This window comes from Flagellimonas allohymeniacidonis, from assembly GCF_004296335.1.
In the GTDB taxonomy this organism is placed as follows: domain Bacteria; phylum Bacteroidota; class Bacteroidia; order Flavobacteriales; family Flavobacteriaceae; genus Flagellimonas; species Flagellimonas allohymeniacidonis.
Genome location: NZ_SGIU01000001.1, coordinates 1109208 through 1133735, shown reverse-complemented (window position 1 = coordinate 1133735; position 24528 = coordinate 1109208). Strand labels below are relative to the sequence as shown.

27 protein-coding genes are annotated in these 24528 nt (G+C 41.4%); 8 read left to right on the top strand and 19 right to left on the bottom strand.

Annotated features, from left to right (window positions below; all coding sequences use genetic code 11):
* Window positions 1-46: 46 nt before the first annotated feature.
* The gene (locus EW142_RS05150) at window positions 47-1078 is read left to right on the top strand and encodes a WD40/YVTN/BNR-like repeat-containing protein (RefSeq protein WP_130610605.1); all 1032 of its coding nucleotides are present in this window, start codon (window positions 47-49) and stop codon (window positions 1076-1078) included.
* A gap of 56 nt (window positions 1079-1134) precedes the next feature.
* Here the strand turns inward: EW142_RS05150 and EW142_RS05145 are convergent, their stop codons facing one another.
* The 8 genes from EW142_RS05145 to EW142_RS05110 form a co-directional block, all read right to left on the bottom strand.
* Window positions 1135-1485, bottom strand: coding sequence for a DUF6515 family protein (locus tag EW142_RS05145; protein ID WP_130610602.1), 351 nt, complete (start codon window positions 1483-1485; stop codon window positions 1135-1137).
* Between the two features lie 109 nt (window positions 1486-1594).
* Window positions 1595-2035 (bottom strand): hypothetical protein, encoded by a 441-nt coding sequence (locus EW142_RS05140; protein ID WP_130610600.1) that lies wholly within the window; start codon window positions 2033-2035, stop codon window positions 1595-1597.
* Entirely contained in the window at window positions 2028-2558 is a 531-nt protein-coding gene (locus EW142_RS05135) for a hypothetical protein (RefSeq protein WP_130610597.1), read from the bottom strand. The genes EW142_RS05140 and EW142_RS05135 overlap by 8 nt, the downstream gene beginning before the upstream one ends.
* 33 nt (window positions 2559-2591) lie before the next feature.
* Window positions 2592-3140 (bottom strand): RNA polymerase sigma factor, encoded by a 549-nt coding sequence (locus EW142_RS05130; RefSeq protein ID WP_417935741.1) that lies wholly within the window; start codon window positions 3138-3140, stop codon window positions 2592-2594.
* Between the two features lie 43 nt (window positions 3141-3183).
* A complete protein-coding gene (locus EW142_RS05125) occupies window positions 3184-5010 on the bottom strand; it encodes an ABC transporter ATP-binding protein (RefSeq protein ID WP_130610594.1) in 1827 nt (608 codons plus the stop codon).
* Between the two features lie 4 nt (window positions 5011-5014).
* Window positions 5015-6721, bottom strand: a complete 1707-nt coding sequence (locus tag EW142_RS05120) for a phospho-sugar mutase (RefSeq protein ID WP_130610591.1) — start codon at window positions 6719-6721, stop codon at window positions 5015-5017.
* A 28-nt stretch (window positions 6722-6749) separates the two neighbouring features.
* Complete coding sequence (locus EW142_RS05115; protein ID WP_130610588.1) at window positions 6750-7724, bottom strand: glycosyltransferase family 2 protein; 975 nt, start codon at window positions 7722-7724, stop codon at window positions 6750-6752.
* 42 nt (window positions 7725-7766) lie between these two features.
* Window positions 7767-8285 carry a DUF4199 domain-containing protein gene (locus EW142_RS05110; RefSeq protein WP_130610585.1) on the bottom strand — a complete coding sequence of 173 codons (519 nt, stop codon included), beginning with the start codon at window positions 8283-8285 and terminating at the stop codon, window positions 7767-7769.
* 156 nt (window positions 8286-8441) lie between these two features.
* Between EW142_RS05110 and EW142_RS05105 the strand changes: the two genes are divergently transcribed.
* The 3 genes from EW142_RS05105 to mtaB all read left to right on the top strand — a co-directional run bounded on the left by EW142_RS05105 (window position 8442) and on the right by mtaB (window position 11371).
* Window positions 8442-8711 (top strand): type B 50S ribosomal protein L31, encoded by a 270-nt coding sequence (locus tag EW142_RS05105; protein WP_130610582.1) that lies wholly within the window; start codon window positions 8442-8444, stop codon window positions 8709-8711.
* Between the two features lie 78 nt (window positions 8712-8789).
* Complete coding sequence (locus tag EW142_RS05100) at window positions 8790-9965, top strand: GlmU family protein (protein WP_130610579.1); 1176 nt, start codon at window positions 8790-8792, stop codon at window positions 9963-9965.
* Window positions 9966-10042: 77 nt separating this feature from the next.
* Complete coding sequence (gene mtaB, locus EW142_RS05095; RefSeq protein ID WP_130610577.1) at window positions 10043-11371, top strand: tRNA (N(6)-L-threonylcarbamoyladenosine(37)-C(2))-methylthiotransferase MtaB; 1329 nt, start codon at window positions 10043-10045, stop codon at window positions 11369-11371.
* A gap of 45 nt (window positions 11372-11416) precedes the next feature.
* Here the strand turns inward: mtaB and EW142_RS05090 are convergent, their stop codons facing one another.
* Complete coding sequence (locus EW142_RS05090) at window positions 11417-11710, bottom strand: GNAT family N-acetyltransferase (protein ID WP_130610574.1); 294 nt, start codon at window positions 11708-11710, stop codon at window positions 11417-11419.
* Window positions 11711-11866: 156 nt separating this feature from the next.
* Here EW142_RS05090 and EW142_RS05085 point away from each other — a divergent pair, with 156 nt between their 5' ends.
* Window positions 11867-12541: an alpha/beta fold hydrolase gene (locus EW142_RS05085; RefSeq protein ID WP_130610571.1), complete on the top strand. Its 675-nt coding sequence runs from the start codon at window positions 11867-11869 to the stop codon at window positions 12539-12541.
* Between the two features lie 34 nt (window positions 12542-12575).
* Window positions 12576-13526: a lytic transglycosylase domain-containing protein gene (locus EW142_RS05080; protein WP_130610569.1), complete on the top strand. Its 951-nt coding sequence runs from the start codon at window positions 12576-12578 to the stop codon at window positions 13524-13526.
* A gap of 8 nt (window positions 13527-13534) precedes the next feature.
* Here the strand turns inward: EW142_RS05080 and EW142_RS05075 are convergent, their stop codons facing one another.
* Together EW142_RS05075 and EW142_RS05070 are read right to left on the bottom strand one after the other, a co-directional pair.
* Window positions 13535-14050: a DUF2892 domain-containing protein gene (locus EW142_RS05075; RefSeq protein WP_130610567.1), complete on the bottom strand. Its 516-nt coding sequence runs from the start codon at window positions 14048-14050 to the stop codon at window positions 13535-13537.
* A gap of 4 nt (window positions 14051-14054) precedes the next feature.
* Window positions 14055-14954 (bottom strand): DUF6263 family protein, encoded by a 900-nt coding sequence (locus EW142_RS05070; protein WP_130610564.1) that lies wholly within the window; start codon window positions 14952-14954, stop codon window positions 14055-14057.
* Window positions 14955-15100: 146 nt separating this feature from the next.
* Here EW142_RS05070 and rpmH point away from each other — a divergent pair, with 146 nt between their 5' ends.
* The gene (rpmH, locus tag EW142_RS05065) at window positions 15101-15259 is read left to right on the top strand and encodes a 50S ribosomal protein L34 (protein ID WP_082433296.1); all 159 of its coding nucleotides are present in this window, start codon (window positions 15101-15103) and stop codon (window positions 15257-15259) included.
* Between the two features lie 87 nt (window positions 15260-15346).
* Window positions 15347-18199, top strand: coding sequence for a carbamoyl-phosphate synthase large subunit (gene carB, locus EW142_RS05060; protein ID WP_130610561.1), 2853 nt, complete (start codon window positions 15347-15349; stop codon window positions 18197-18199).
* Between the two features lie 6 nt (window positions 18200-18205).
* Here carB and EW142_RS05055 read toward each other — a convergent pair whose 3' ends face one another.
* From EW142_RS05055 to EW142_RS05020, 8 genes are all read right to left on the bottom strand, one after another.
* Window positions 18206-19039, bottom strand: a complete 834-nt coding sequence (locus EW142_RS05055; RefSeq protein WP_130610558.1) for a DUF2306 domain-containing protein — start codon at window positions 19037-19039, stop codon at window positions 18206-18208.
* Window positions 19040-19071: 32 nt separating this feature from the next.
* On the bottom strand, window positions 19072-19767 hold the full coding sequence (locus tag EW142_RS05050; protein WP_130610556.1) for a DUF4386 domain-containing protein: 696 nt from the start codon (window positions 19765-19767) through the stop codon (window positions 19072-19074).
* A 71-nt stretch (window positions 19768-19838) separates the two neighbouring features.
* A complete protein-coding gene (locus EW142_RS05045; RefSeq protein WP_130610553.1) occupies window positions 19839-20291 on the bottom strand; it encodes a hypothetical protein in 453 nt (150 codons plus the stop codon).
* 65 nt (window positions 20292-20356) lie between these two features.
* On the bottom strand, window positions 20357-20914 hold the full coding sequence (locus EW142_RS05040) for a GIN domain-containing protein (protein WP_130610551.1): 558 nt from the start codon (window positions 20912-20914) through the stop codon (window positions 20357-20359).
* A complete protein-coding gene (locus EW142_RS05035) occupies window positions 20911-21273 on the bottom strand; it encodes a GntR family transcriptional regulator (RefSeq protein WP_130610549.1) in 363 nt (120 codons plus the stop codon). Before EW142_RS05035 ends, EW142_RS05040 begins: the two co-directional genes overlap by 4 nt.
* Before the next feature lie 2 nt (window positions 21274-21275).
* Window positions 21276-22028: an ABC-2 transporter permease gene (locus EW142_RS05030; RefSeq protein WP_130610546.1), complete on the bottom strand. Its 753-nt coding sequence runs from the start codon at window positions 22026-22028 to the stop codon at window positions 21276-21278.
* Window positions 22021-22863 carry an ABC transporter ATP-binding protein gene (locus tag EW142_RS05025; protein ID WP_130610543.1) on the bottom strand — a complete coding sequence of 281 codons (843 nt, stop codon included), beginning with the start codon at window positions 22861-22863 and terminating at the stop codon, window positions 22021-22023. The genes EW142_RS05030 and EW142_RS05025 overlap by 8 nt, the downstream gene beginning before the upstream one ends.
* 97 nt (window positions 22864-22960) lie before the next feature.
* Complete coding sequence (locus EW142_RS05020; RefSeq protein WP_130610540.1) at window positions 22961-24253, bottom strand: serine hydrolase domain-containing protein; 1293 nt, start codon at window positions 24251-24253, stop codon at window positions 22961-22963.
* Between the last annotated feature and the right edge of the window lie 275 nt (window positions 24254-24528).

The window sequence follows — 24528 nt, the reverse complement described above, 5'->3', positions numbered from 1 at the left end:
TGGTTTCCCTTTATTTTCAGGTTACTTTTGAAAAAAGCGTTTCAATATGCGAAAAATAGCCCTGCTTGTTCTTATCATTTCGATGGCTGCGTGTGGTTCCAAAGAAGGCTCACATCAGTATAACGAAGTTTTTGTCACTCCTCTTTTTGAAGATTCGGTCAGTATTCGGGCCATAGAGTTTTTGGATGTACAAACTTTGGCTTTTGCCGGTAGTAAGGGAATGTATGGAACCTTGGACGCGAATTCAGGGCAAATTCGTTCAGCTATTATGGAATTTGAAGGGAATATTCCAGAGTTTAGGGCGGTAGGGCACACTACAAATGATTTCTTTATGCTTTCTGTGGGTAGTCCAGCCTTGCTTTATAAAACCGGGGACCAAGGTGCCATGGAACTGGTATATCAAGAAGAAGGGGAAGGAGTGTTTTATGACTCAATGAAGTTCTGGAATGATTTGGAAGGCATCGCCATTGGGGATAGTATGAATGGATGTCTTTCGATTATCATTACAAGGGATGGTGGAAAGCAATGGCAAAAATTACCTTGTTCGGTTTTGCCTAAATCCCCCAAAGGTGAAGGGGCCTTTGCCGCCAGCAACACCAATGTCGATTTGGTTGGGGATAATGTCTGGATTGGGACTACAGCCGGGAACATTTATCATTCCAGTGATAAAGGAAGGACCTGGAATGTAATTTCAACTCCAATCATTAGTAATCAACCGACAGAGGGCATTTATTCCCTTGACTTTTTTGATGACCGAATTGGGTATGCTATAGGAGGGGATTATTCCAATCCTAATCTGAAAAAAGCCAATAAGATGTTCACTGAAGATGGAGGAAGAACATGGAAGTTAAAAGCCAATGGAATGGAACCGGGCTATAAAAGTTGTGTGCAATTTGTGCCAGGATCTGGTGGAATGGATTTGGTTGCAGTGGGTTTCACCGGAATTTCTTATTCAAAGGATCAAGGGAGCACTTGGAGTCAGCTCAGCGAGGAAGGTTTTTATACGTTACGGTTTTTAAACGATTCTGTTGCATATGCGGCAGGAAGAGACAGAATTGCCAAATTGGTGTTTCGATAAGTGAAAAAGGAGATGGCAACACCATCCCCTTTTTAACAACTAACTAACCAAACCAACTAAACTGTTACCACAACAAAATTTCTTCCTGATTTTTTGTACCAAACTCCTTTATACTTATATAATTTTCTTCCGTTAACACGCACAATTCGATATCCTCGAGGCAGCGTTCTTAAGCGAACGCCAACAGGAGCTGCACTAACCACATATTTTCTTCCTCTTGCTTTGTACCAAACTCCGTTGGCAAAGTAAAAATTGGTCTTTTTATGCACCACTACCTTTGGATTATGAATGGTGGTCACTACTGTTCCATGTGCAGGATATACCCGAACAACTCTAGTTTGGGAACTGCAGGATGCCATAGAGCCCAAAAGTATAAGGGTCAATAGAATGTTTTTTACGGTTTTCATAATGTAGATTTTTTGGGTTTATGTATCTATGACCACCGGTTTTTGAAAAGGTTTAAAAGAAAAAGGGACCGTTCGGCCCCTTTTTAGTGTTTTTTGTCGAATGGTAAGGTCATCCGCCTCCTTGACGTTTGCGATACTGTTGCAGCAAGCGTTTTTTGAAGTCTTCTTCAGCTTTTAACAACAGTAAAATCTTTTTGGGCGCAAGCACTCCTTGAAGATTGGATATAAACTCTTGGTCAGCTTGGTGCTTCTCATTTTGAATCGACAGATACTTCTTCAACAATGCCGAAGATTCTTGATTCGTTAAGTCTTGCACCAAGGGAATCCTGGTTTTTAATTCCAATCGTTCCCTTCTGCGGATACCTTCCAACTTTTCGTCATGCGCATTATAAATGGGCCAAAAAGCTTGTGCTTCCTCACTGCTCAAACTCAACCGTTCGGTGATGAAGGCCACTTTCAGGGTTTTTATACGGTCTCGTACCGGCCTCTGTGCATACAGGCTAAAGGCAAAAAAGGTTAAAACCAGCGCTATAGGAATTCTTTTATTCATAATCCTCAAAGTTCAGGTTTAGTTCATCAATATCCTCGATGTTTTCATCCAAATATTCCAAAATGTTTTCTGATTCCAATTGCTCTTCCACAACATCATTTATTTCAATTTCATCAATGGGTACCATTTCAGCCAGTTCATAACTACTTAAATCCAATTCGGTGCTTTCGAGATAGGCATCGATTTCAGCACTGGCCAAATCTTCAAAGGCAACAGGAGTTTCGGTATTGAAATTCAATCCAAAAATGACGAGAAAGACGGCGGCAGCGGCAACCGCTCCGTAGAAATATTTACGATAGGTCTTTAAAGAAATTACTTTGGTCTCTTGGTCACCGAGTCTACTGGACATCTTTTGGTCAAGGTTTTGGAAGTATCCCTCAGGTACCGAAAACCCATCAGACTTGGGGAGAAAAGAAAGCTTTTCGGTTTCTTCTTCTCCTCGGATTTTCCCCATCAGCCTTTCATTAAAGCTTTCGAAATACCCTTCAGGTGTTTTGAAATTATTTTCTTCGTTTTCCCCCATTACTTTCTTTTGACTCTACAATTTTTCAAAGGTTTAATCAGCCTTAAGATACGTTTCAATTTTCTTTACCGCCAAATGGTACGATGTTTTAAGCGCCCCCACGGAAGTCTCCAATACTTCTGAAATCTCTTCATACTTCATTTCTTGATAATACTTCATATTAAAAACCAGCTTCTGCTTATCCGGAAGTGTGGCCAAAGCTTGTTGCAATTTGAGCTGGATTTCCTCCCCTTCAAAATAAACATCAGCCTGCAAATTCTCTACCATTCGTGTTTTGAGCTCCTCATCACTGATACCTGCTTTTTTCGACCGTTGTTTTAAAAAAGTCAGGGATTCATTGGTGGCAATCCGGTACATCCACGAGTATAATTTGCTGTCCCCTTTAAAACCGTCGATGTTCCGATATACTTTGATGAAAGTGTTCTGTAATACATCATCAGCATCGTCATGATTGAGTACAATTCTCCGAATATGCCAATAGAGTCGCTCTTTGTAGGTATTTACCAATACCCCAAAGGCACGCTCCCGGGTTTCGGGGCTTTTGAGTTCGTCAATCAAGGCTTCTTCAGCTAACAATTGCATCTGCCATTTGATGATAAGACGGTTAGGGTCCCAAAAGGTTTAATCAGCTTGCAAAAGATTGCATTTCAACCAATTTTTTATACCCTTTCTGGGATTTCATCAGTTCTTCGTGTGTGCCTTGTTCCACAATTTCTCCCTTGTTGAGGACAACAATAACATCAGCATTTTGAATTGTGGATAATCTGTGTGCAATGACCAAGGAAGTACGGTTTTGCATCATTTTTTCCAAGGCGTCCTGTACCAAGCGTTCGCTCTCGGTATCGAGGGCGGAAGTAGCTTCATCCAATACCATTATCGGAGGATTCTTTAAAACCGCTCTTGCGATAGAAAGCCGTTGCTTTTGACCACCACTGAGTTTATTTCCCCCATCCCCAATATTGGTGTTATAGCCTTCGGGCAATTCCATAATGAAATCATGGGCATTGGCAATTTTGGCCGCGGCTACTATATCTTCTTCGGATGCGTTTTCCATACCCAGACCGATATTGTTTCCCACCGTATCATTGAATAAAATGGAATCTTGAGTAACCAAGCCCATCAGGCCCCGAAGCGACTTTTTGGTCATTTCCTTAATGTTGGTGCCATCAATAAAGATACCGCCCCCAGTCACATCATAAAAACGGGTAACTAGGTTGGCAATAGTGCTTTTTCCACTTCCCGACTGTCCCACGAGAGCTACTGTTTTTCCTTTTTTTATGGTGAGGTTGAAATCTTTTAGAACAAAATCCTCCTCGTATTTAAAGGACACTCCGTTCAGTTTGATTTCTTCAGTGAAATCAGTTTTTTCAAAAGCATTTTCAGGATCCTTGATTGGGTTTTCGGATTGTAAAATTTCCAATACCCGTTCTGCAGCTGCATTTCCTTTGCGCACACCATAAGAAGCTTTGCTTATGGCTTTGGCCGGAGTAAGGATGTTGTAAGCCAAGCCCATATAGGCTATGAAGGAAGAGGCATCCAAGGTCTTATCAATCAAAACCATTTTACCACCGAACCACAATAGCACCCCAATGACCAAAATACCCAAAAATTCCCCAGTTGGCGATGCCAGATTCTGTCGGTTTAACAGGGAATTCGAAAACTTAAAGAATCGAGAGGTGGAATTTTTAAAGGTGTTGAAGAATTTGGATTCCGCGGTAAAGGCTTTTACGACCCGAAGCCCTCCCAAAGTTTCTTCCACGATGGATAGAAATTCGCCCTGTTCTTTCTGTACCTTATCGGATTTCCGCTTCAATGACTTTCCAATCCTTGAGATGATCATACCCGCAATGGGGATAAACACGAAGACAAATATGGTCAGTTTTGTACTTATTCCGAACATGATCAATATGGTGAACAAGATGGTCAAAGGTTCCCGAACAATCAGCTCCAACACGGATAAAAATGAATGCTGGATTTCGAGCACGTCCGAAGTGATTCTTGCAATTAAATCTCCTTTTCGTTTTTCTGAGAAAAAGGAAATGGGTAAATCAACAATTTTCTGGTACATCTTGTTGCGAATGTCCTTCAGCACCCCGTTGCGGAGGAAGGTGATGAAGTACATGGCCAAATAGTTGAACACATTTTTGAACAAGAACAGCACAAGGACAAGACCAATGACCAAAACCAATCCTTTCATCTCGTCATCGCCAGAATAGGCAGTGACCCTGTAGTTGATGTATTCTTGAAGATAGTCCTTCAAGCCGCCAAAACCCTCATAAACAGGTTTTTCAAAAACCTTTTCATCCGGTTTGAAAAGCACATCCAACATAGGTATCAGTGCTGCGAACGATAGGGCACTGAAAAGGGCGTAAAGGATATTAAAAAAAATATTGAGAAATCCATATCTGCGATAGGGCACCGCAAATTGTAGAATCTTTTTAAAGTAATTCATGTACCTATAAATTCAATTCTGATAGGATACCTTCGATTTTGGTTTCCAATTGCGAATTTACGGATTTATAATCTGCTGCAGTGTTCAAAGTAGCGTTGGTACTGATGTAAAATTTTACTTTCGGTTCGGTACCGCTGGGTCTTGCGGCGATTCGCGTTCCGTCCTCCGTTTCATAGATCAAAACGTTCGACTTGGGTAGGTCAATGCTCTTTTCCACACCGGTCTGCACATTTTTTGAAATGGAAGTGTTGTAGTCCTCAATCCACAGTACTTTGGAGCCTTGAACGGATTCCACTGGGTTTTCCTTGAAATCTTTCAACATCTGTTTGATTTCTTCAGCACCACTGATGCCTTTTTTGGTCAAGGAAATCAATTTCTCCTTATAAAAACCAAATTGCACATAGCAATCGATAAGTTCCTCATAGAATGAACTTCCTTTTGCCTTGGCATCTGCTGCAATTTCACAAGCCAGTAGGGTAGAGGTCACAGCATCTTTATCTCGGACGAAATCCCCCACCATATAACCAAAACTCTCTTCCCCACCACCGATAAAATGGGACTCGGGAAAATCTTTGATCATTTGCCCGATCCATTTAAATCCGGTGAGGGCTGTTTTGAACTCTACACCATAGGCTTTGGCCATTTGCTCCATCATCGGAGTGGATACAATGGTGGTTGCTATAAATTCATTGCCCTTAAAGCCTTTGTTCTTATACTGATCCAAAAGAAACTTGGTCATTAAGACCATGGTCTGGTTTCCATTGAGCAATTCCATTTCACCTTCCAAATTCCGAACTGCAATACCCAAACGATCACTATCAGGGTCTGTGCCGACCACCATATCGGCGCCAATTTCTTCCGCTTTTTTTATGGCCAGTGTCAAGGCCTCAGGCTCTTCCGGATTTGGAGACTGTACCGTCGGGAAGGAACCATCGGGTTCCGCTTGCTCCTCAATGATGGAAACGTTGGCGTAGCCCGCTCTTTTTAAAACTTCGGGTATTGCGGTTATTGAAGTGCCGTGCAAAGAGGTGAACACGATTTTAAAGTCGTCCTTTCCAGCAGCGCCAAAGCTCCCTTTCTTAACGGAAGCATCAAAAAACACTTCATCCACTTCTTTGGCAATAGGGTGAATGAGCTCCTTTTTTGCTTCAAACTTGATATCCTCAAAGGATAGTTCATTGATTTCCGCAATAATTTCCCCATCCTGTGGAGGAACAATTTGTCCACCATCGCCCCAATACACTTTGTATCCGTTATACTCAGGAGGGTTATGGGATGCGGTGAGAACAATACCGGCATGACAATTTAAATGTCGTACAGCAAAAGATAATTCTGGTGTGGTCCGTAGTTCCGAAAACAGATAGACCTGAATATTATTGGCAGAAAAAACCTCAGATACGGTTCTCGATAAGGTGTCTGAATTGTGGCGGCAATCATATGCAATGACTACTTTAAGTGCTTCGTTTGGATACGTTTTTTTAAGATAATTGCTCAGACCCTGGGTGTTTTTCCCCAAGGTGTATTTGTTGATTCGGTTGGTTCCTACGCCCATGACGCCACGCATGCCTCCAGTCCCAAATTCAAGGTTTTTATAGAAACGTTCCTTTAATTCCTCAGGATCGTTATCGATAAGGTTCTGGACTTCTTTCTTGGTTTGTTCATCAAAAAAATCAGTCAACCAGGACTGTGCGGTGGTTGTAATTGTATCCATGTAACAGGAGGTTATTTTGGCCGTAAAATTACGAAGTTTCTGCGTAGGAACTTTCGCTAAAATTGATTTTGTCAGCGATGGTATATCGCGTTTCCGATTTTCGGTTCCGCACTAATATTTCGCCTAAAAAACCCGCCAAAAACATTTGGGTACCTATAATCATAGCTGTAAGGGCTACATAAAACTGTGGCCTTTCGGTAATCAAACGACCGGTAGGGTTCAAAAAGAGTTTGTCGATACCCAAATAGAGTGAAAAGCCAAATCCTACCAAAAACATAAGCACGCCAAGCGCTCCGAAGAGATGCATGGGGCGGCGACCAAATTTGGAAACAAACCAAATGGTGATTAAATCCAGAAAACCGTTGATGAAACGCTCCGCACCAAACTTGGTAGCACCGTATTTTCTTGCTCGGTGCTGTACCACTTTTTCGGTGATCTTGGGAAATCCTGCGTTCTTCGCAAGTACGGGAATATAACGGTGCATTTCACCATGAACCTCTATCGTTTTCACCACACTGTTGCGAAAGGCTTTAAGCCCACAATTAAAATCATGCAATTTGAGACCAGATGTTTTTCTGGCCGCCCAGTTGAACAATTTGGAAGGTATATTTTTGGTGATAATGGAATCGTACCGCTTTTTCTTCCAGCCTGAGACTACCTGATAGCCCTCTTCTTGAATCATTCCATATAAGTCTGGAATTTCCTCGGGATTGTCTTGCAGGTCTGCATCCATGGTAATGACCACTTCACCCTTCGCAGCCTTGAATCCGGCATGGAGAGCCTGCGATTTCCCAAAGTTTTTTAAAAACCGTATGCCCCTAACATTCGGATTGGACTTCGACAGCGTTTGGATGAGATCCCATGAACCATCCGAACTTCCATCATCAATGAAGATAATCTCATATAAAAAATGATTGGACTGCATCACTTGTACAATCCAATCATGAAGTTCTTGAAGTGATTCTTTCTCGTTGAGTAAGGGAATTACAATGGAAATCTGCATTGTTTGTTTCTGGATTTCCCTTCAAAAGTAGCACTTTTTGACTTAGTACGCAGGCTTTGCTTTCTTGAGTATCAAACCAGAAATCAGACCCAAAACCAACCCGATAATGATATTAAAAATCAAAATAACGGGATAGCCCATCCACCAAAATTTGAGGCTTTGCTCTTTTTGTTGGTCGAACTGTTCTTGCGTGATTTCCCCACTTTCCAAAGCTGGGCCCAATCGTGCATCCATAATTTTTGATGGGGCATCGGTGTCAATGAAATTGGTTAGGACATAGCTGTATAGTATCCCAATAATCGCTGCAATAAGTGCAATTCCAATACCAACTTTAATAGCTTGACCTATGGTTAGGAAGCTGCCGTTGGCTTTTTTGAAGGCTTGAATGCCCAAAAAAGTGACCACGGCCATAATAACAATGTTGAATACCATCAGAACAGGACTTTGCGAGGTATGAAGGTCTTGGGTGTACAGTAGAATTCCGAATATTACGCTAATTCCACCCAGAATAAGACCGTAGTTCAAAGAAAATTTTCCGGTTTTAGGTTGTGCTTCTTCCATTTTTAACTGAATTTTGTAAGTTGTTGTCGGTCTGTTAGTGAACAATTTGGCACTTTTGTTACATTTAAAGATAGATTTTTTCTTTTTTAGTTTTTTTAAGTTGTTGGTGTAAAAGAAATCATTAAATTTGCACCCTGAAAATTTGAGAATAGGACCATGAGAAAAGATATTCATCCAGAAAATTATAGGTTGGTGGCATTCAAGGATATGTCCAATGACGATATCTTCATTACCAAATCCACCGCGGAAGCAAAGGAGACCGTAACCGTAGATGGTGTTGAGTATCCTTTGGTCAAATTGGAAATTTCCAGAACATCACATCCTTACTACACTGGTAAGACCAAATTGGTCGATACTGCAGGTAGAATCGACAAGTTCAAAAACAAATACAAGAAATTCAGCAAGGAAGAAAAGAAAGCTGAATAGGCTTATTTAAAATAATATGGGACGCCTCTGATTTTAATCAGGGGCGTTTTTTATTTTTATGGTCTGAAAACCATAACCATGAACTATATCCTTTCTGATGGAGTATACCGGGAATCCTTATTTCCGTTGACCTTTACAAGACCTGTCGCCGAAATGCGCATAGGGATTTTGACCATCAGGGAAAAATGGGAAAAATGGATGGACGACGATGTGAGTTGCCTGACGGAAGATTACCTATCAACCAAATTCCCATTGAAGCTCAGTTCCGCCAATGTTGTTATTTGCGCTGCGTATTTGCCCAACCAAACATTGGTCGATAAAGTGAAAAGTTTGGAGGAAGGTCAAGCTCTTTTTTGGGAGAATGAATGTGTCGCTTACCACACAGCTGACCCCAAAGCAGAATTTATTCCATCGGAGTATCAAGCCATAACTGTGGAAGAAACTCCCTTGACCGTTAGGAATACCTGGGATATTTTTTCCAAAAATGGGGAGGCGCTACAAGCGGACTTCGAACTCCTAACCAAGGGTCGTAAAAGTCAACCCATTTCTGACACAAACCAAGTGGTGAACCCTGAAAATATCTTTTTGGAGAAAGGAGCCAAGGTGGAGTTTAGTCTTTTAAACGCATCCACCGGCCCCATATACATTGGCAAGGATGCGGAGATTATGGAAGGTTGCATCGTTAGGGGTGCAATGGCACTTTGCGAGAAGGCTGTGCTTAAGATGGGAGCCAAAATCTATGGACCCACTACAGCCGGACCGGGTTGTAAATTGGGTGGGGAAGTGAACAATGCCGTTTTATTCGCTTATTCAAACAAGGGTCACGAAGGATTTTTGGGCAATTCAGTATTAGGGGAATGGTGTAATTTGGGAGCCGATACCAACACATCCAACCTCAAAAATGACTACACTCCAGTACGATTATGGGATTATGGCACCGAAGGTTTTGCCAAGACCGGACTCCAGTTTTGTGGATTGATTATGGGGGATCACTCGAAATGTGGAATCAACACCATGTTCAATACAGGTACCGTTGTAGGGGTGAATGCCAATATTTTTGGTAGTGGTTACCCAAGAAATTTTGTCCCCGGTTTTAGTTGGGGGGGAGCATCTGGCTTTACGACCTATCTTCCAAGAAAGGCTTATCAGGTGGCTGCTGCTATGATGAAGAGACGAAATATTGAATTTGATTCCGTAGAGCAGGAGATTCTTGACCATGTCTTTGAAATCACCAAAAAATGGCGAAGGAGCTAATGCCGATAGGGTTATAGCTTTTGGCATCAATTGGCAACTTCTTTCTATCTTTGCAGCCTTCAAAATGAGATGGTTAAATGCAAAAGCAGGTAGCTTTTTACACCTTGGGCTGTAAGCTCAACTTTTCCGAAACCTCCACGATTGCCCGAAGTTTTGAAAACGAGGGTTTTGACCGGGTGGACTTTTCACAGCGGGCAGACATCTATGTTATCAACACCTGTTCCGTGACGGAAAATGCGGATAAGCGTTTTAAGACCATCGTAAAACAGGCCCAGAAATCTAATCCTGATGCCTTTGTGGTAGCCGTGGGATGCTATGCCCAACTGAAACCTGAAGAATTGGCAGATGTGGATGGCGTGGATTTGGTCTTGGGTGCCACAGAGAAATTCAAGATTACCGATTATCTCAATGACCTCTCAAAAAATGAGAGGGGCGAAGTCCATTCCTGCGAGATAGAGGAAGCTGATTTTTATGTAGGCAGTTATGCCATCGGAGACCGTACCCGAGCTTTTTTAAAGGTTCAAGATGGTTGTGACTATAAATGCACCTATTGCACTATCCCGTTGGCTAGGGGAATTTCACGAAGCGACTCTTTGGAGAATGTCTTGAAAAATGCAAAAGAAATTGCTTCCAAAGATATCAAGGAAATTGTGCTTACAGGTGTAAATATCGGGGATTACGGTAAAGGCGAATTTGGCAATAAACGACACGAGCATACTTTTTTGGATTTGGTAAAAGCCTTGGATGGGGTGGATGGCATTCATAGACTCCGAATCTCTTCCATTGAACCGAATCTGTTGAAGAATGAGACCATCGATTTCGTGGCCCAGAGCAATTCCTTTGTCCCCCATTTTCATATTCCACTGCAAAGCGGTAGTGATGTCATTTTAAAGCAAATGCGTCGGCGCTATTTGTCCAATCTGTATGTGGATAGGGTAAAACGCATCAAACAGACTATGCCCCATGCCTGTATTGGTGTGGATGTCATCGTCGGTTTTCCGGGGGAAACTGAAGAACACTTTTTGGAGACCTACCATTTTTTGAATGAACTGGATATTTCTTACCTGCATGTTTTCACATACTCTGAGAGGGACAATACCCTCGCTGCTGAAATGTCCAACGCTGTCCCCAAAAATATCCGGTCCAAGAGAAGTAAGATGTTAAGGGGTCTTTCGGTTAAAAAAAGAAGAGCTTTTTATGAAAGTCAGTTGGGGAGTAAGCGTACGGTGTTGTTTGAAGGAGAAAACAAGTCAGGCTATATTCATGGTTTTACCGAAAACTATGTTAAGGTAAAAGCTCCATGGAATCCTGAGTTGGTGAACACTTTGCATAAGATAGAACTTACCCAGATTGATGAGGATGGTCTGGTGCGTTTCGAGTTCATTTCCCAAAACATAATGGCATAAAAAAAGCCTCTCGATGGAGAGGCCTTGAACTTTTTTTACTTTCTGTTAGATTCGTATTCCAACAGGAAGCATTTCTTTGTATTGTCTATTTTTTCTTAGAAATCCAGCGATATGTGGACTAGTGGGCACTACGCGCAAATTCTTTTCTTGAATTTGGTGCAGAACCTCTTTAATAAAGGTTTCTTTGAAACCCTCTTGGGTAATTTCCTCTGGAATAACAAGTTTGGTCAAAAACACTTTACGCTCTTGGGAGGAATATTCAATTTTGGCCAAATGCCCATCTACTTTTGTTTCAAATTGGCGCAGGAAACTGTTGTCCTTTACTTCCATTTCTGTCATATAGTACTTTTTTTAAGTTGGCTTCGTTCGAAATAAAACCTTTACTAGGCGTATGTAACGTTCGGTTACATTTTAATTGCGGGGCTATTGCATAAAGGGGTACAAAATTACTCAAAAAATTGTTAAATTCCTAGCCAAATCGATATTAGCCGAGAAATGCCCGACAATAAAATCCATGTTTACCTTATGCCGGGAATGGCGGCCAACTCGTCTATTTTTGACGGAATTAATTTGTCTAAAAATCTTTTTGAAGTACATAAGTTGAACTGGTTTCTTCCTAAAAAGGGTATTTCTTTTGAAGCGTATGCCAAGGAAATGGGCAAATTGATAGTTCATGAAAACCCTGTCCTTCTTGGCGTTTCTTTCGGGGGACTTTTGGTTCAAGAAATAGCAAAAAATATTCCTACTAGAAAGGTGATTGTGGTCTCCAGTGTAAAAAGCCGCAGTGAACTTCCCAAGCGAATGATTTTCGCCAAGTACACCAAGGCCCATAAATTGTTGCCGACAGGTCTTGTGAATAATATTGAACTCTTGGCGAAATATGCATTTGGCGAATCAGTGAACAAACGACTGGAGCTTTATGAGAAATATCTATCCGTCCGTGATAAATATTATATCGATTGGTCCATCGACAAAATGGTGAATTGGTCACAAACCAAACCGTTGCCGAACACCGTTCATATTCAAGGGGAGTTGGATGCTGTTTTTCCCATGGCAAACATCAAAAACTGCGTTTCGGTCAAAAATGGCAAGCATACCATGATCATTCATCGGGCAAAATGGTTCAATGAACACCTTCCCACAATTATTTTGGAAGAAGGGAGTTCTTAAATAGTATCTTTATGGTAAAATTTATCGGAATTGTATGAAACACCTCAAAAACATATTGGCATTGATTGGTTTGGTAGTTGTGGTTGGCAGTTTGATTTTTGCTGTCCAATCCACTCCTGCGGAAAACAACATTGAAAAAACGACCCCAGTGGCGGATAAGAATGTCACCGATGGATACCAAATCAGTGCTATTGAGATTCCTGAAGATTTGAATTTTGCTGGAGAGCCCGTGCCTCTTGAGGATCCTGAAATTTTGGAACGGGTGGACCGAGAGTTTTTGGTGAACACGTACTGGCAATCCAATGCCGTGTTGATGATGAAAAGGGCAAACAAATACTTTCCCATTATTGAGCCGATATTGGCCAAAAATGGCATTCCGGATGATTTTAAATATTTGGCCATGGCCGAAAGTGGATTGCAGAATGCCGTTTCACCCGCTGGAGCTCGAGGGTTCTGGCAAATTATGAAACCCACAGGAAGGGAGTATGGCTTGGAAATCAACGATAACGTCGACGAACGCTACCATTTGGAAAAGGCAACAGAGGTGGCTTGCCGCTATTTAAAAAAATGGAAACAGCGGTTTGGTAGTTGGACGCTTACTGCAGCAGCTTACAACGCAGGGCCTGGAGGTATTAGAAAATACATGAGAATTCAAAAGGCAGATGATTACTATGATTTACTGCTGGGAGAAGAAACCGGGCGCTATGTGTTCCGAATTATGGCGATAAAAGAGATTATTTCAAATCCACATAAGTATGGATTTCAGTTAAAAAATGATGATTTGTATACGGCTGTTCCCACTTTTTCAGTGGAAGTGGATTCTGCGGTCACCAGTTGGGCCGACTTTGCCAAACTTTATGAAATCAATTACAAGGTATTGAAAAGACATAATCCTTGGCTTCGAGAACCTCATCTGAACAATAGTACAGGGAAAACCTATATCGTTGAGATTCCAAATAAAGGATACTACCGGGAATCCAAGTAAATCAGAACTTAGATTTTCTTCATCTGCTGCTGCATCATCTTGATTTGCTCGGTCAGCATATTGTTTTTGTCCAGCTTTTTAGCTTCCTGTAACAGTTTAGTGGCTTCACGTTTTCTTCTTTTCTGCATTGAAATGCCGGCGAGGCTCAACTTCGCCATAGCCACGTCATAGTCCATGGTAAGACCCAAATTCAGGGCTTTTTTGAAGTATTTCTCAGCTTGGGTCAAGTTCTTTTGTGAATAGATTATACCATGGAGGTAGTTGTAGTAGCCCTGCTGCTTCTTGATAAGTGCAGACTCCGGACTTTTGATTTTCGACAACCACTTTTGGGTTCCCTCCATATCCTGTTTGCGCATCCGTAGGAATGCCAAAAGAATAAATTCGTTTCGGAAATAGAGAAATATAAAAACCAAGGAAAGTAGAATCAAGGCAATTCCGTTGCCTACATAACCTTCAATGAACTGATATACTGCATATGCAATAATGGCAGCGGCAATAACCAATTTGATATTTTTATTGAACATGGATTTATTGAATTATTTCGTAGGTGATATCTGATTGAATGGATGTTGGTATTTCAACACCTTTCATGTTGGCCATAATTGAAATTCCTTTTGCCAGACTTGAGCTATTGATTTTTTTAATGAAACCAGTCGATAATGTGGTCTCTATGGAAGATTCTTGTGTACCGTCCAAAGACATAACAGTTCCGTTTTCATCCGTTTTTAAGACAATGGTCGAGGTACCGGTAATATACGCGGAGTCAGAGTCTTGCCTTTCCCATTTCCATAGGTTTTTGGCCTGCATCTTTCCTTCAAACACGGTTTCCCAAGTATCACCGATATTCACTTCGGTTTGCGGATAGAAATAGGTCATCTGCTCAAAACTTTTGGCCAAACCATTGGAACTAAACTCTTTCGCCAAAGACTTTTTCATCAAATTTCTGGTGAACTCATCTTCTATGTTGGCAGCAGTGACCATTTTTTCCACGAGTTCGTTTCCGCCGTTCACTTCCAGTATTTTGCCATCATTTCGCATGGTAATTTGAAGTTCATATCCAACAAGGCCGGCGAACATTTGCGACATTAAATCTCCCTCTATCGGTTCAGAAGCTCGAACATTGAACAACTCCCCTTGGATACTTGAATTGCTTTTGAGACCAAAATCTTGGAAAGTCAAGTTAATAGCAAAACCCTCTTCGGTCTTTTCCATTACGGTAAACGTAAAAATGGCATCCAAATCATTGGTCATCTCGTGTTTGGTCCCCTCCAATTCTTGAACAATCAATTGTTTGGCATTTTGCTTAATGCTAAAAACCTCTCCCTTGGCAAGCTTGTAGGAAAGCGATTGTTGCGCCCAGATATTTTGCGAAAAAATGACCAGCGCAGCGAGCAAAAATGCGAAGGCAAATGGTTTTTGTAGGGTCATGAGGTAATTTCGTTACAATGAGGCAAAACTAACACAAACATTTTTTACAAACCATTTGTCGAAGTAAAAACTCTTCGTATATTTGCGCCCAGAATTTTTTAGGGAAATACAGCCCTCCATTTAATATCTGTTAAAAGAGTTCCGAAATGAAAAGAACGTATCAGCCGTCAAAAAGGAAGAGAAGAAACAAGCATGGTTTTAGAGAGCGCATGGCGACTGCCAATGGGAGAAAAGTTCTTGCAAGAAGAAGAGCCAAGGGAAGAAAGAAATTAACCGTATCCTCTGAGCCAAGACATAAAAAATAATGACTATTTTAGTTAAAGAATTGAAGGTGTTACTTTTTTAAGTAGCACCTTTTTTTTGTACCATCATAAAGAGAAACACTATAAAGAATGCCAAAAAGAAAAGATTTAAAATCCATTTTGATTATCGGTTCAGGTCCAATCGTTATTGGGCAGGCCTGTGAATTTGACTATTCTGGAAGCCAAGCACTCCGTTCATTGCGGGAGGATGGTATCGAAACCATTTTGATAAACAGTAATCCGGCCACGATTATGACGGACCCTTCCATGGCTGATCATGTTTATCTGAAACCGCTGAACACCCGATCTATTATCGAGATTTTAAAGAACCACCCGAATATAGATGCTGTTTTGCCTACGATGGGAGGGCAGACAGCCCTCAACCTTTGCATTGAGGCAGATGAAAAAGGGATTTGGCAAGATTTTGACGTCGAGATCATCGGTGTGGATATTGATGCAATCAACATCACTGAGGACCGGGAAAAATTCCGGGAACTGATGTTGAAAATAGGAATCGGCATGCCACCCCAAGCTTCTGCTACCTCCTTTTTAAAAGGAAAGGAGATTGCCCAAGAATTTGGTTTTCCTTTAGTAATAAGGGCCTCGTTCACCTTGGGTGGGGCAGGCGCCTCCATTGTTTACGATCCAAAGGATTTTGACGGATTGTTGAGCAGAGCACTCGAAATTTCCCCGATTCATGAGGTAATGATCGATAAAGCCCTAATGGGTTGGAAAGAATACGAGTTAGAGCTGCTCCGCGACAAAAACGATAATGTGGTCATTATCTGTACCATTGAAAACATGGACCCCATGGGTATCCACACGGGAGATTCCATAACTGTGGCACCGGCAATGACGCTTTCCGATAGAACCTTCCAGCGCATGCGTGACATGGCCATTCACATGATGCGGAGTATTGGGGATTTTGCGGGGGGATGTAATGTACAATTCGCGGTCAGCCCTGATGAAAAGGAAGACATTATAGCCATCGAAATCAACCCTAGGGTTTCTCGTTCGTCGGCCTTGGCCTCCAAAGCCACAGGATATCCCATAGCCAAGATTGCTGCCAAATTGGCCATTGGGTACTCTTTGGATGAGCTTGATAATCAGATTACCAAATCCACCTCGGCTTTGTTTGAACCAACTTTGGACTACGTAATTGTAAAAATTCCACGATGGAACTTTGATAAATTTGAAGGATCCGATAGATCACTTGGACTACAAATGAAATCCGTGGGTGAGGTGATGGGAATTGGAAGGTCGTTTCAAGAAGCCTTGCACAAGGCCACCCAGTCCTTGGAAATCAAAAGAAACGGGTTGGGAGCAGATGGAAAAGGATATAAGGATTATGATACCATCGTTCAAAAACTCAAGGTTGCAAGTTGGGATAGAGTGTTCGTAATCTATGATGCAATCCAGTTGGGAATTCCACTGAAAACCATTCATGACATCACCAAAATAGACATGTGGTTCCTCAAGCAGTATGAAGAATTGCATCATTTGGAAGAGGAAATTTCAAAATATACCATTGAGAGCTTATCAAAAGCCTTGCTTCTGGAAGCCAAACAAAAAGGATTTGCAGACCGTCAAATAGCCCATATGCTCGATTGCTATGAAAGCGAAGTGCATAAGAAGCGAACAGAACTGGGCATCAATAGGGTTTATAAACTGGTGGATACCTGCGCAGCTGAATTTAAAGCAGTAACGCCTTATTACTATTCCACTTTTGAAGAAGAGATAGAAAAACCGGATGGCACTCGTTATGTTGCCAATGACAGTGAAGTAACAGACCGAAAGAAAATTGTGGTTTTGGGTTCGGGGCCCAATAGGATAGGACAGGGGATTGAATTCGATTACTGCTGCGTACATGGTGTTTTGGCTGCTGCGGAATGCGGTTACGAAACCATTATGATCAACTGTAATCCAGAAACGGTTTCCACGGATTTTGATACCGCGGACAAGCTCTATTTTGAGCCTGTTTTCTGGGAACATATTTACGATATTATTCTTCACGAAAAGCCAGAGGGGGTTATTGTCCAATTAGGAGGACAAACGGCGCTCAAGCTTGCTGAAAAATTAGATAAGTACGGAATAAACATTATTGGAACCAGCTTTAAATCTTTGGATTTAGCTGAGGACCGAGGAAGTTTTTCCACACTATTGAAAGAAAACGATATCCCTTACCCAAGGTTTGGGGTTGCCGAAACGGCGGATGAAGCCCTTGATTTGGCCAAAGAACTTAACTTCCCGCTTTTGGTAAGACCCTCATACGTTTTGGGTGGTCAGGGCATGAAAATCGTTATCAACAAGGAAGAGTTGGAATCACATGTCGTCAATCTCTTAAAAAAGATACCCAACAACAAATTACTGCTAGATCACTACTTGGATGGTGCCATTGAGGCCGAGGCCGATGCAATTTGTGATGGAGAAGAAGTTCGCATCATAGGGATTATGGAGCATATTGAGCCTTGCGGAATCCACTCAGGGGATTCAAATGCAACTTTACCTCCTTTTAATTTGGGAGAATTTGTAATGCATCAAATTAAGGATCATACCCATAAAATAGCTTTGGCTCTGAACACCGTTGGTCTCATCAATATTCAGTTTGCCATCAAAGACGATATGGTCTATATCATCGAAGCTAACCCAAGGGCTTCCAGAACGGTACCTTTTATCGCCAAGGCCTACGGTGAACCCTATGTGAATTATGCCACCAAAGTGATGTTGGGCGAAAAGAAAATCAAGGATTTTGACTTCAAACCCTACCTAGAAGGCTACGCGATAAAACAACCCGTATTCTCTTTCAGTAAGTTCCCTAATGTGAACAAAAACTTGGGACCTGAAATGAAGAGTACAGGCGAAAGCATCTTGTTTATTGATAGTTTAAAAGACGATGATTTCTATAATTTGTACGCTCGTAGAAAAATGTATTTGAGCAAGTAAGACTATCTAACTTATTCTTGGTATCCACATTCCCATAGTTGCTGCAAAGGTTCCAATGGCGGTAATTACGGTACATACTAAAAGGATCATGGATGTTAGAATCTTTACACCTGATGTTTTGGTTCTGGTCGAATAAAAATAAAGTTCGGCAAGGGCCAATGGAATCAGATATTGCCCAAAGCCCAAGAAAACTAAAAAAGGGCCTCTAAAGGTTTCTGGGTCAAACCCGACCGGGCCGTTGTTGATTAATAGCCAGAACATCAGCCCAATTCTAAAAAACCATACGCCTCCCATGGCAAGAAATAGGCGTAAAACCCATTTTTGGTGGGCGTTGAAGTCTTTTTGCATTGCCCTTTTAATGGCAAGGAATGCGAATAGTAGTATCAAGGCTCCATTGATGCTCACGCTAAGATCTCCGATAAAACCACTTATGGTTCCTTTTGTGAGTACCATGTACATACCACTCAGGCTTATCAAGAAGGCAGACCCGACATAGATTCGCCCGCTCCATCTATGAAAGCTGGGAGCCCAGTTTCTGATTTTTGAACTGAACTGGAGTGGGCCGCCCACCATAACCACAACTGCAAACAAAAGATGTAGGGCAACGGCCAAATTTCCCATAGTCTCTCCTTCAACATAGCCATGGGGCAAAACACGGTTCCATTTCATAAAATCCCCGTCCATTGCCGCTCCCCCGTAAAATGTGGCCACGTAGAAGGCAAAAATCCATTGTCCCAATACCGCAACCGTAAACCAGAACGTTGCAGTGCCGGTCAAGAATTGCTTTGCAAAATTGTTTTGGGACTTACCCCTGCTGATGGTTTGAGTTTTTAAAGACATAACTCTTCGTTTTTTGATTGATGATGCAATAGTTAATTAACTTCCAACGTATTTGGTATCACAGGCTTTGGATTAAAACCTTTGGCGATAAGCCATGCGATGAGTGTCAATAGGTGAACCCCGTTCTGACCAAACAAGGCGAAACTTATGTCTTGATTGAAAATGGCAAGCCAACAGGCCACAAATACAACGGAAATGGCTATCAAGCCCCATACAGAGAGAATTCTCGGGATGAGTTTTGAAACAAGAAAAACATAATACAGGGCGGCCATGGCAATGCTGAAAAGCATTACTGCAAAATAATGGCTCCAGAAATAGCTTTCTATCTTCAAAGTGGCAAGGCCGATCAAGATATCTTGTTCAAGTTGAGGTTCATCGGAGTAGGCTTGAGCAAGTGATAAAAGAGAGAGCTCTTGCGTGTTGCTCACAAGGATTATGGCAAAATGTAAAATCCATATGCCCAAAAACCAATAGGCGAGGCCACTTCGATACTGTTTTATAATGGGGAATAGAAAAATAGCTAAGGCTAACCATACTCCGCTGACGAGAATATCCATGAAAATTGATATGCGTAATTGAAGATCATTTTCAAATAGATGTTCCAAAAGATTTGGGGACCACGACATTGAGGTGGAGATACTTCTGAGATTCAAGGCCGGTATTCCAAGGGCCACAATAATAAACAGGAGAATACCTGCCGTACGTCCGATTTTGATGTTTGATTGCATGATTGTTCGTTTTTTGATTGATGAATGATGATGATTTGTGATTGATGAATGTTATGCGGTAAGACTTTATCTCATGTTTTTTGAGATTTAATATTGAGAAAGCCCTGTATATAGGTTTTGTAGGTATATGACCATGGAATGATCAAGACATCCAAGACTATGGCCGTGAGGCAAACGCTATAAAAATAAGAGGCTTCTGGTGTGAGCAAACCTTCTGACTTCAAGGGGAAATAAACCAAAATGGCCCACGTGGCCTTATAGGCCAACTGAAGATAGAGTAGGGGCAACATTTTTAGGGGGTATCGAATTCCCAAACCCATAAGGGTCGCATATGTGGCCCAGAAACTAAAAGTTACACCCGTAATATAATCCAAAGGCTCTCCCGGAAAGATGAGGTATTCCCACGACTGGAAAGCCAGACCAATAAAAGTGATAAAATAAAGTCCACGCATAAAAAACAACCTTAAAGGCGTAACTCCCAGTCTGGGATGTTTGTGGACCAACGTTTGGATAAAGGATTTCATGATTGTTCGTTTTTTGATTGATGAATGAATGATTGATTTGATTGATGAATAAGTGCTCCTGCTGATTACTCTTTGGGTTGATTGGTTATTTGTATGTTTTTGATGTCTCCTTGGATTTCGATGTCCCCATCGGAGGTGTTGTTGTATAAAACAGTCTTGTAGTTGAGTTCTAGATTTACCGAACTACTGCCATCAAGTTCGAGTCGTAGTTGTTCCCCTGAAAGGATTCCATTGGATTCTACATAGCTTTTTCCACTTAAGCGAAGGGCGCTGATTTCTGGACACGAGATTTCAACAACAATACTGTCCTTTTTTCTGATGTCTTTGGACATTTTTATCAATAGCTCACCATCATCTACAGAGGTCTGGACAGAATCAATAATTGAATTATTGGCCTTCACCGTAACACTTTGGATACTGTCTTGAAAGAGTAGTATTCGTAAACGTTCTCCCGTTTTTATACTACCAAAAGAATCGGTTTTCCTTTCTTCAGAACGAAAAACCTCAGGGACTTTGTTAGCTTTATCCTCCTTAATGTAACTATGCACCGTTAGTTGAAAGGCCAAACTGAAAAAAACAATGGCAATCAAAGCGCTGATCAAGATGAGATTACTTTTCTTCATTTTTTCTTTTGTTGGTTATAGGCATTCTTCAACTCATCAAAGGGAATGTCCATTAAACTCATCTTCTTAAAAACATCGGGCAACGTTTGCTCCATAAATTCCCTTCGTTTGATTTCCAAAACTTTTGAGAATCCGTCCTGGGAAACAAAATATCCGATGCCCCTTTTATTGTAAATGACCTCCAAGTCCTGAAGGTGGTTAAAGGCACGAATTGCGGTATTGGGATTGACCTCAACCATCATGGCCACTTCCCGAACCGAAGGAATTCGCTCTTCTTCTTGCCAACGTTTTTCAAGGATATTTTCATAAAAGAAGTCCACAATCTGTAAATAAATAGGTTTGCTATTATCGAAATCCATCCCTACACCTCCTTTTCAACCATTTTGAAATAGGCAACGACTAGCATCAAAGGGCCAAAGATCAAACCATAGAACCATCGTCCCAACACGGAAAAATCCTGACTTGCCCTATCGAACGCTTCTGACCCTGAGGATTCTCCAGAGAAAACCCCAAAATCATGGTTCAATATGCCAAAACCAATAAAATTGAAGAGTAGAAATCCAATAAAGAGGAGTCCTAGAACCATCAAGGTTTTTCCAACACGATTCTTGCTAAACGTTAAGGCTCCGACCATAAAAGTGGGTTGAATCAACAAAAAGAGCTTTACCACCTTCCAATAGTTTTCCGAGAAAAAGGCAGTAACATGCATTTCTGCGCCGAAAACCACAATACCGACCATCATGGCCAGGATACCGACGATAATTCCAATTAAGGAGAATACAAGGGTATATAAAAGAGCACCGTTTAGCCATTTGGCTGTGATTCGTTCCAAGTTGGATACAGGAAGCGATAAATAGGAATGGTTGAACTTTGGGTTCTGAAATTCACGTAGCATGGTATACACATAAAAAATACCTAACGGAAAGTAACAAAGTGAAAAACTCCCCAAAAATTCATCTGCCGAGAGTCTTTTGTCCCAAACCATATTAAAAAGGTAAAGCAGAAACAATACTATACTCCCTACCAAAAGGCCAATGGTGATGGTGTTTTTTTGCAGGGTCAAATCCCGTTTTATGAATTGCACGATCCGCGAAATATCGAACTCTTTACCCATGGTTTATAGAGTTTAGTAGAGTGTTGATTTGTGTAGGTTCGGTCAATACTGCATTAAACAAAAGTTCCAGGTCGATTTCGCTTTCATCCCTATCTTCTCGCGGGAAAATGGCCTTACCACCAAAAGTGGATTCGGAGAATAAGGCAGAGGCCTCATTTTCTTTGGATGCTTTGCCAAACCAAAGCTTCTCGGATACATCGGACAAGGGTGAATCAAAAATCACTTGGGCATTGTCCAATATCACCACATGATCAATGAGGCTGTGAAGATCTCTTACCTGATGGGTTGCGATGATAATGCACTTCCCATCATCAACGTAAGAAGCCAAAATTCTTCGTAATTGACTTTTAGAGGGGATATCCAGGCCATTCGTTGGCTCATCCATTAACAACAAGGGCGTATTTGCAGCCAAACCCAAAGCGATAAGCACCTTTTTTTTCTGACCAAACGAAAGTCTTGAAATGACTTGGTTTGGAGAAAGTCTAAACTCTTCAATTAGGTTGTAAAAGGTTTCTTTGGAAAAATTGGGGTAAAAACTTGAATGCACCTTTTCATAAGTCTGAATTGGCAATCCGGGTAGCTCAAAATCTTCGGGAACCAGAAAAAGGTCCCTTAAGGTTGCTACGCTTCGGCTTTGTGTGGAGCGGCCCTTCAAACTGCAAAGTCCCATTTTAGGGTTCAATAGCCCACTGACCAATTTCATCAATGTGCTCTTCCCTTCACCATTCTTGCCAAAAAGACCGTAAATGCCCCCTGGTTTAAAGGACAGATTTACCGACTTTAGTACAGGTCTGCTGTTTGGGTAGTGAAATTGAAGCTGTTTTAGTGTTAACATTATAGTGTATTAGATAACTAGAACACTACAAAGGTAAAAAAAGAATCGAATTCTCCAACATTTCAGTAAAAATATTGGCTATCTCTACCATTTTGGTTTATAGGTGTTCAGTTATTTCCTGAAATAATTCTGATTCTTTCTTTGGTATGCTTTTCAAAAAGCAGTTCGCAATTTTCTTTACCTCATCGGCAAAATCTGCAAAAGACTCTACTCTGGCGTTTATTGATGCATCGATTACAAGGTTATATTCCGGAAACAATACCAAAAAATTCATTGAACCTTTGCTTACACCTCCGTGGTGGACCATCCAAATGGGTTTTCCATCTATTAAAGATTCGCTTTCATATTTAAGCCAAGAACGCCAACCCAGAGCATATTCTTGTTCATTGACTGCTCCATCGGAAAGCTTAACAGGAGTCCAAAATTCTTTTTTCGTTTCCATGGATAGGAATGAGCTGTCCGAAAGCCAAGCGTTCCCTAATTTAACTAAGTCAGTTGGAGTGGATATAAATCCACCACCGGCCCACTTATAACTTAGGTTCACATCATGTCGGATACCCATGGTACGGTACTCTCGGTAGTATCCTTCCGAGGTTTGATAAAACGTTGCAAAATATTCGGTTTTCGGTTTTGCGTGGTCACCGTAGGTATTGTCCATGTCCAAATTGTCGAAAATGCTGGTTTGCATATAGTCCAAAAACGGGTGACCAGCAGCTTGTTCAAGGACCACACTGGACAGGTTAATGTCAAAAGTCGAGTACTTAAAACCCGAACCAGGCTTGTGAAGCAATGGATATTGGTCAAATACTTTTAAACCTTCTGACGCCGAATCAAATTGATTACAATTGCAAAGGGTATATTTCGCAGATTCTAGGCCAAAATCTTCGTAATTTCCAATGCCCGCTGTGTGACTAAGCAATTGCCGAAGGGTAAAATCCCATTTTTTCCGAGTCCAATTTCTAATGGTATCTCCTATTACTTCATCAAGATTCAGTCCGCCCTTGTTTACTAATTTAGCAATACCTGTTGTGGTTATTGCTTTTGAAGTACTTCCCACCCGATATTGCGTGAGAGTGGATGCCGAAGTACGATTCTCTAGATCTGCATATCCCTCAGCAGCTGACCAGATTACCTTACCATTGTGGCCAACAGCTACAGAAAACGAAGGCACGTCGAGTCGCTTGCTTACCCCAATCAAATAAGTCTTCGCCTCCCTAATTGCATATTGGTATTCAGGGTTCGATACCTCTTCGGTTATCGGGTATCCTTCTTCTGGAAGCATGGTCCAGGTGCTATAGTAATAAATGCTCCAAGTGAGCCATAAAACGAATAATGTTCCAAAAACACGTAACAATCGACGTGTAAATTTGGTGAGCTTAAATTTTTTCATGCACCAAATATGGTGGGATTTCCTTTGGTTAAACTGGAAAATAGACCAATCAAATTTATGGGCCCATGCCCAGCTTTGAAACGAAGCCTAATGGGTTTCATTTGCGGAGAGCAGATATTCGACATCGGAAACTCTAAATTGGTCGATAAAGAGGAAATCGACCCTGTTATTTATTTATTTTTAGAAGTTCAATGTCATTGAGTATCAAAAATAAAAAGCAACTACTGGGCCCTGCAACATCATCCCACTTACTATTTTGGTTTCTTCTGTTATCC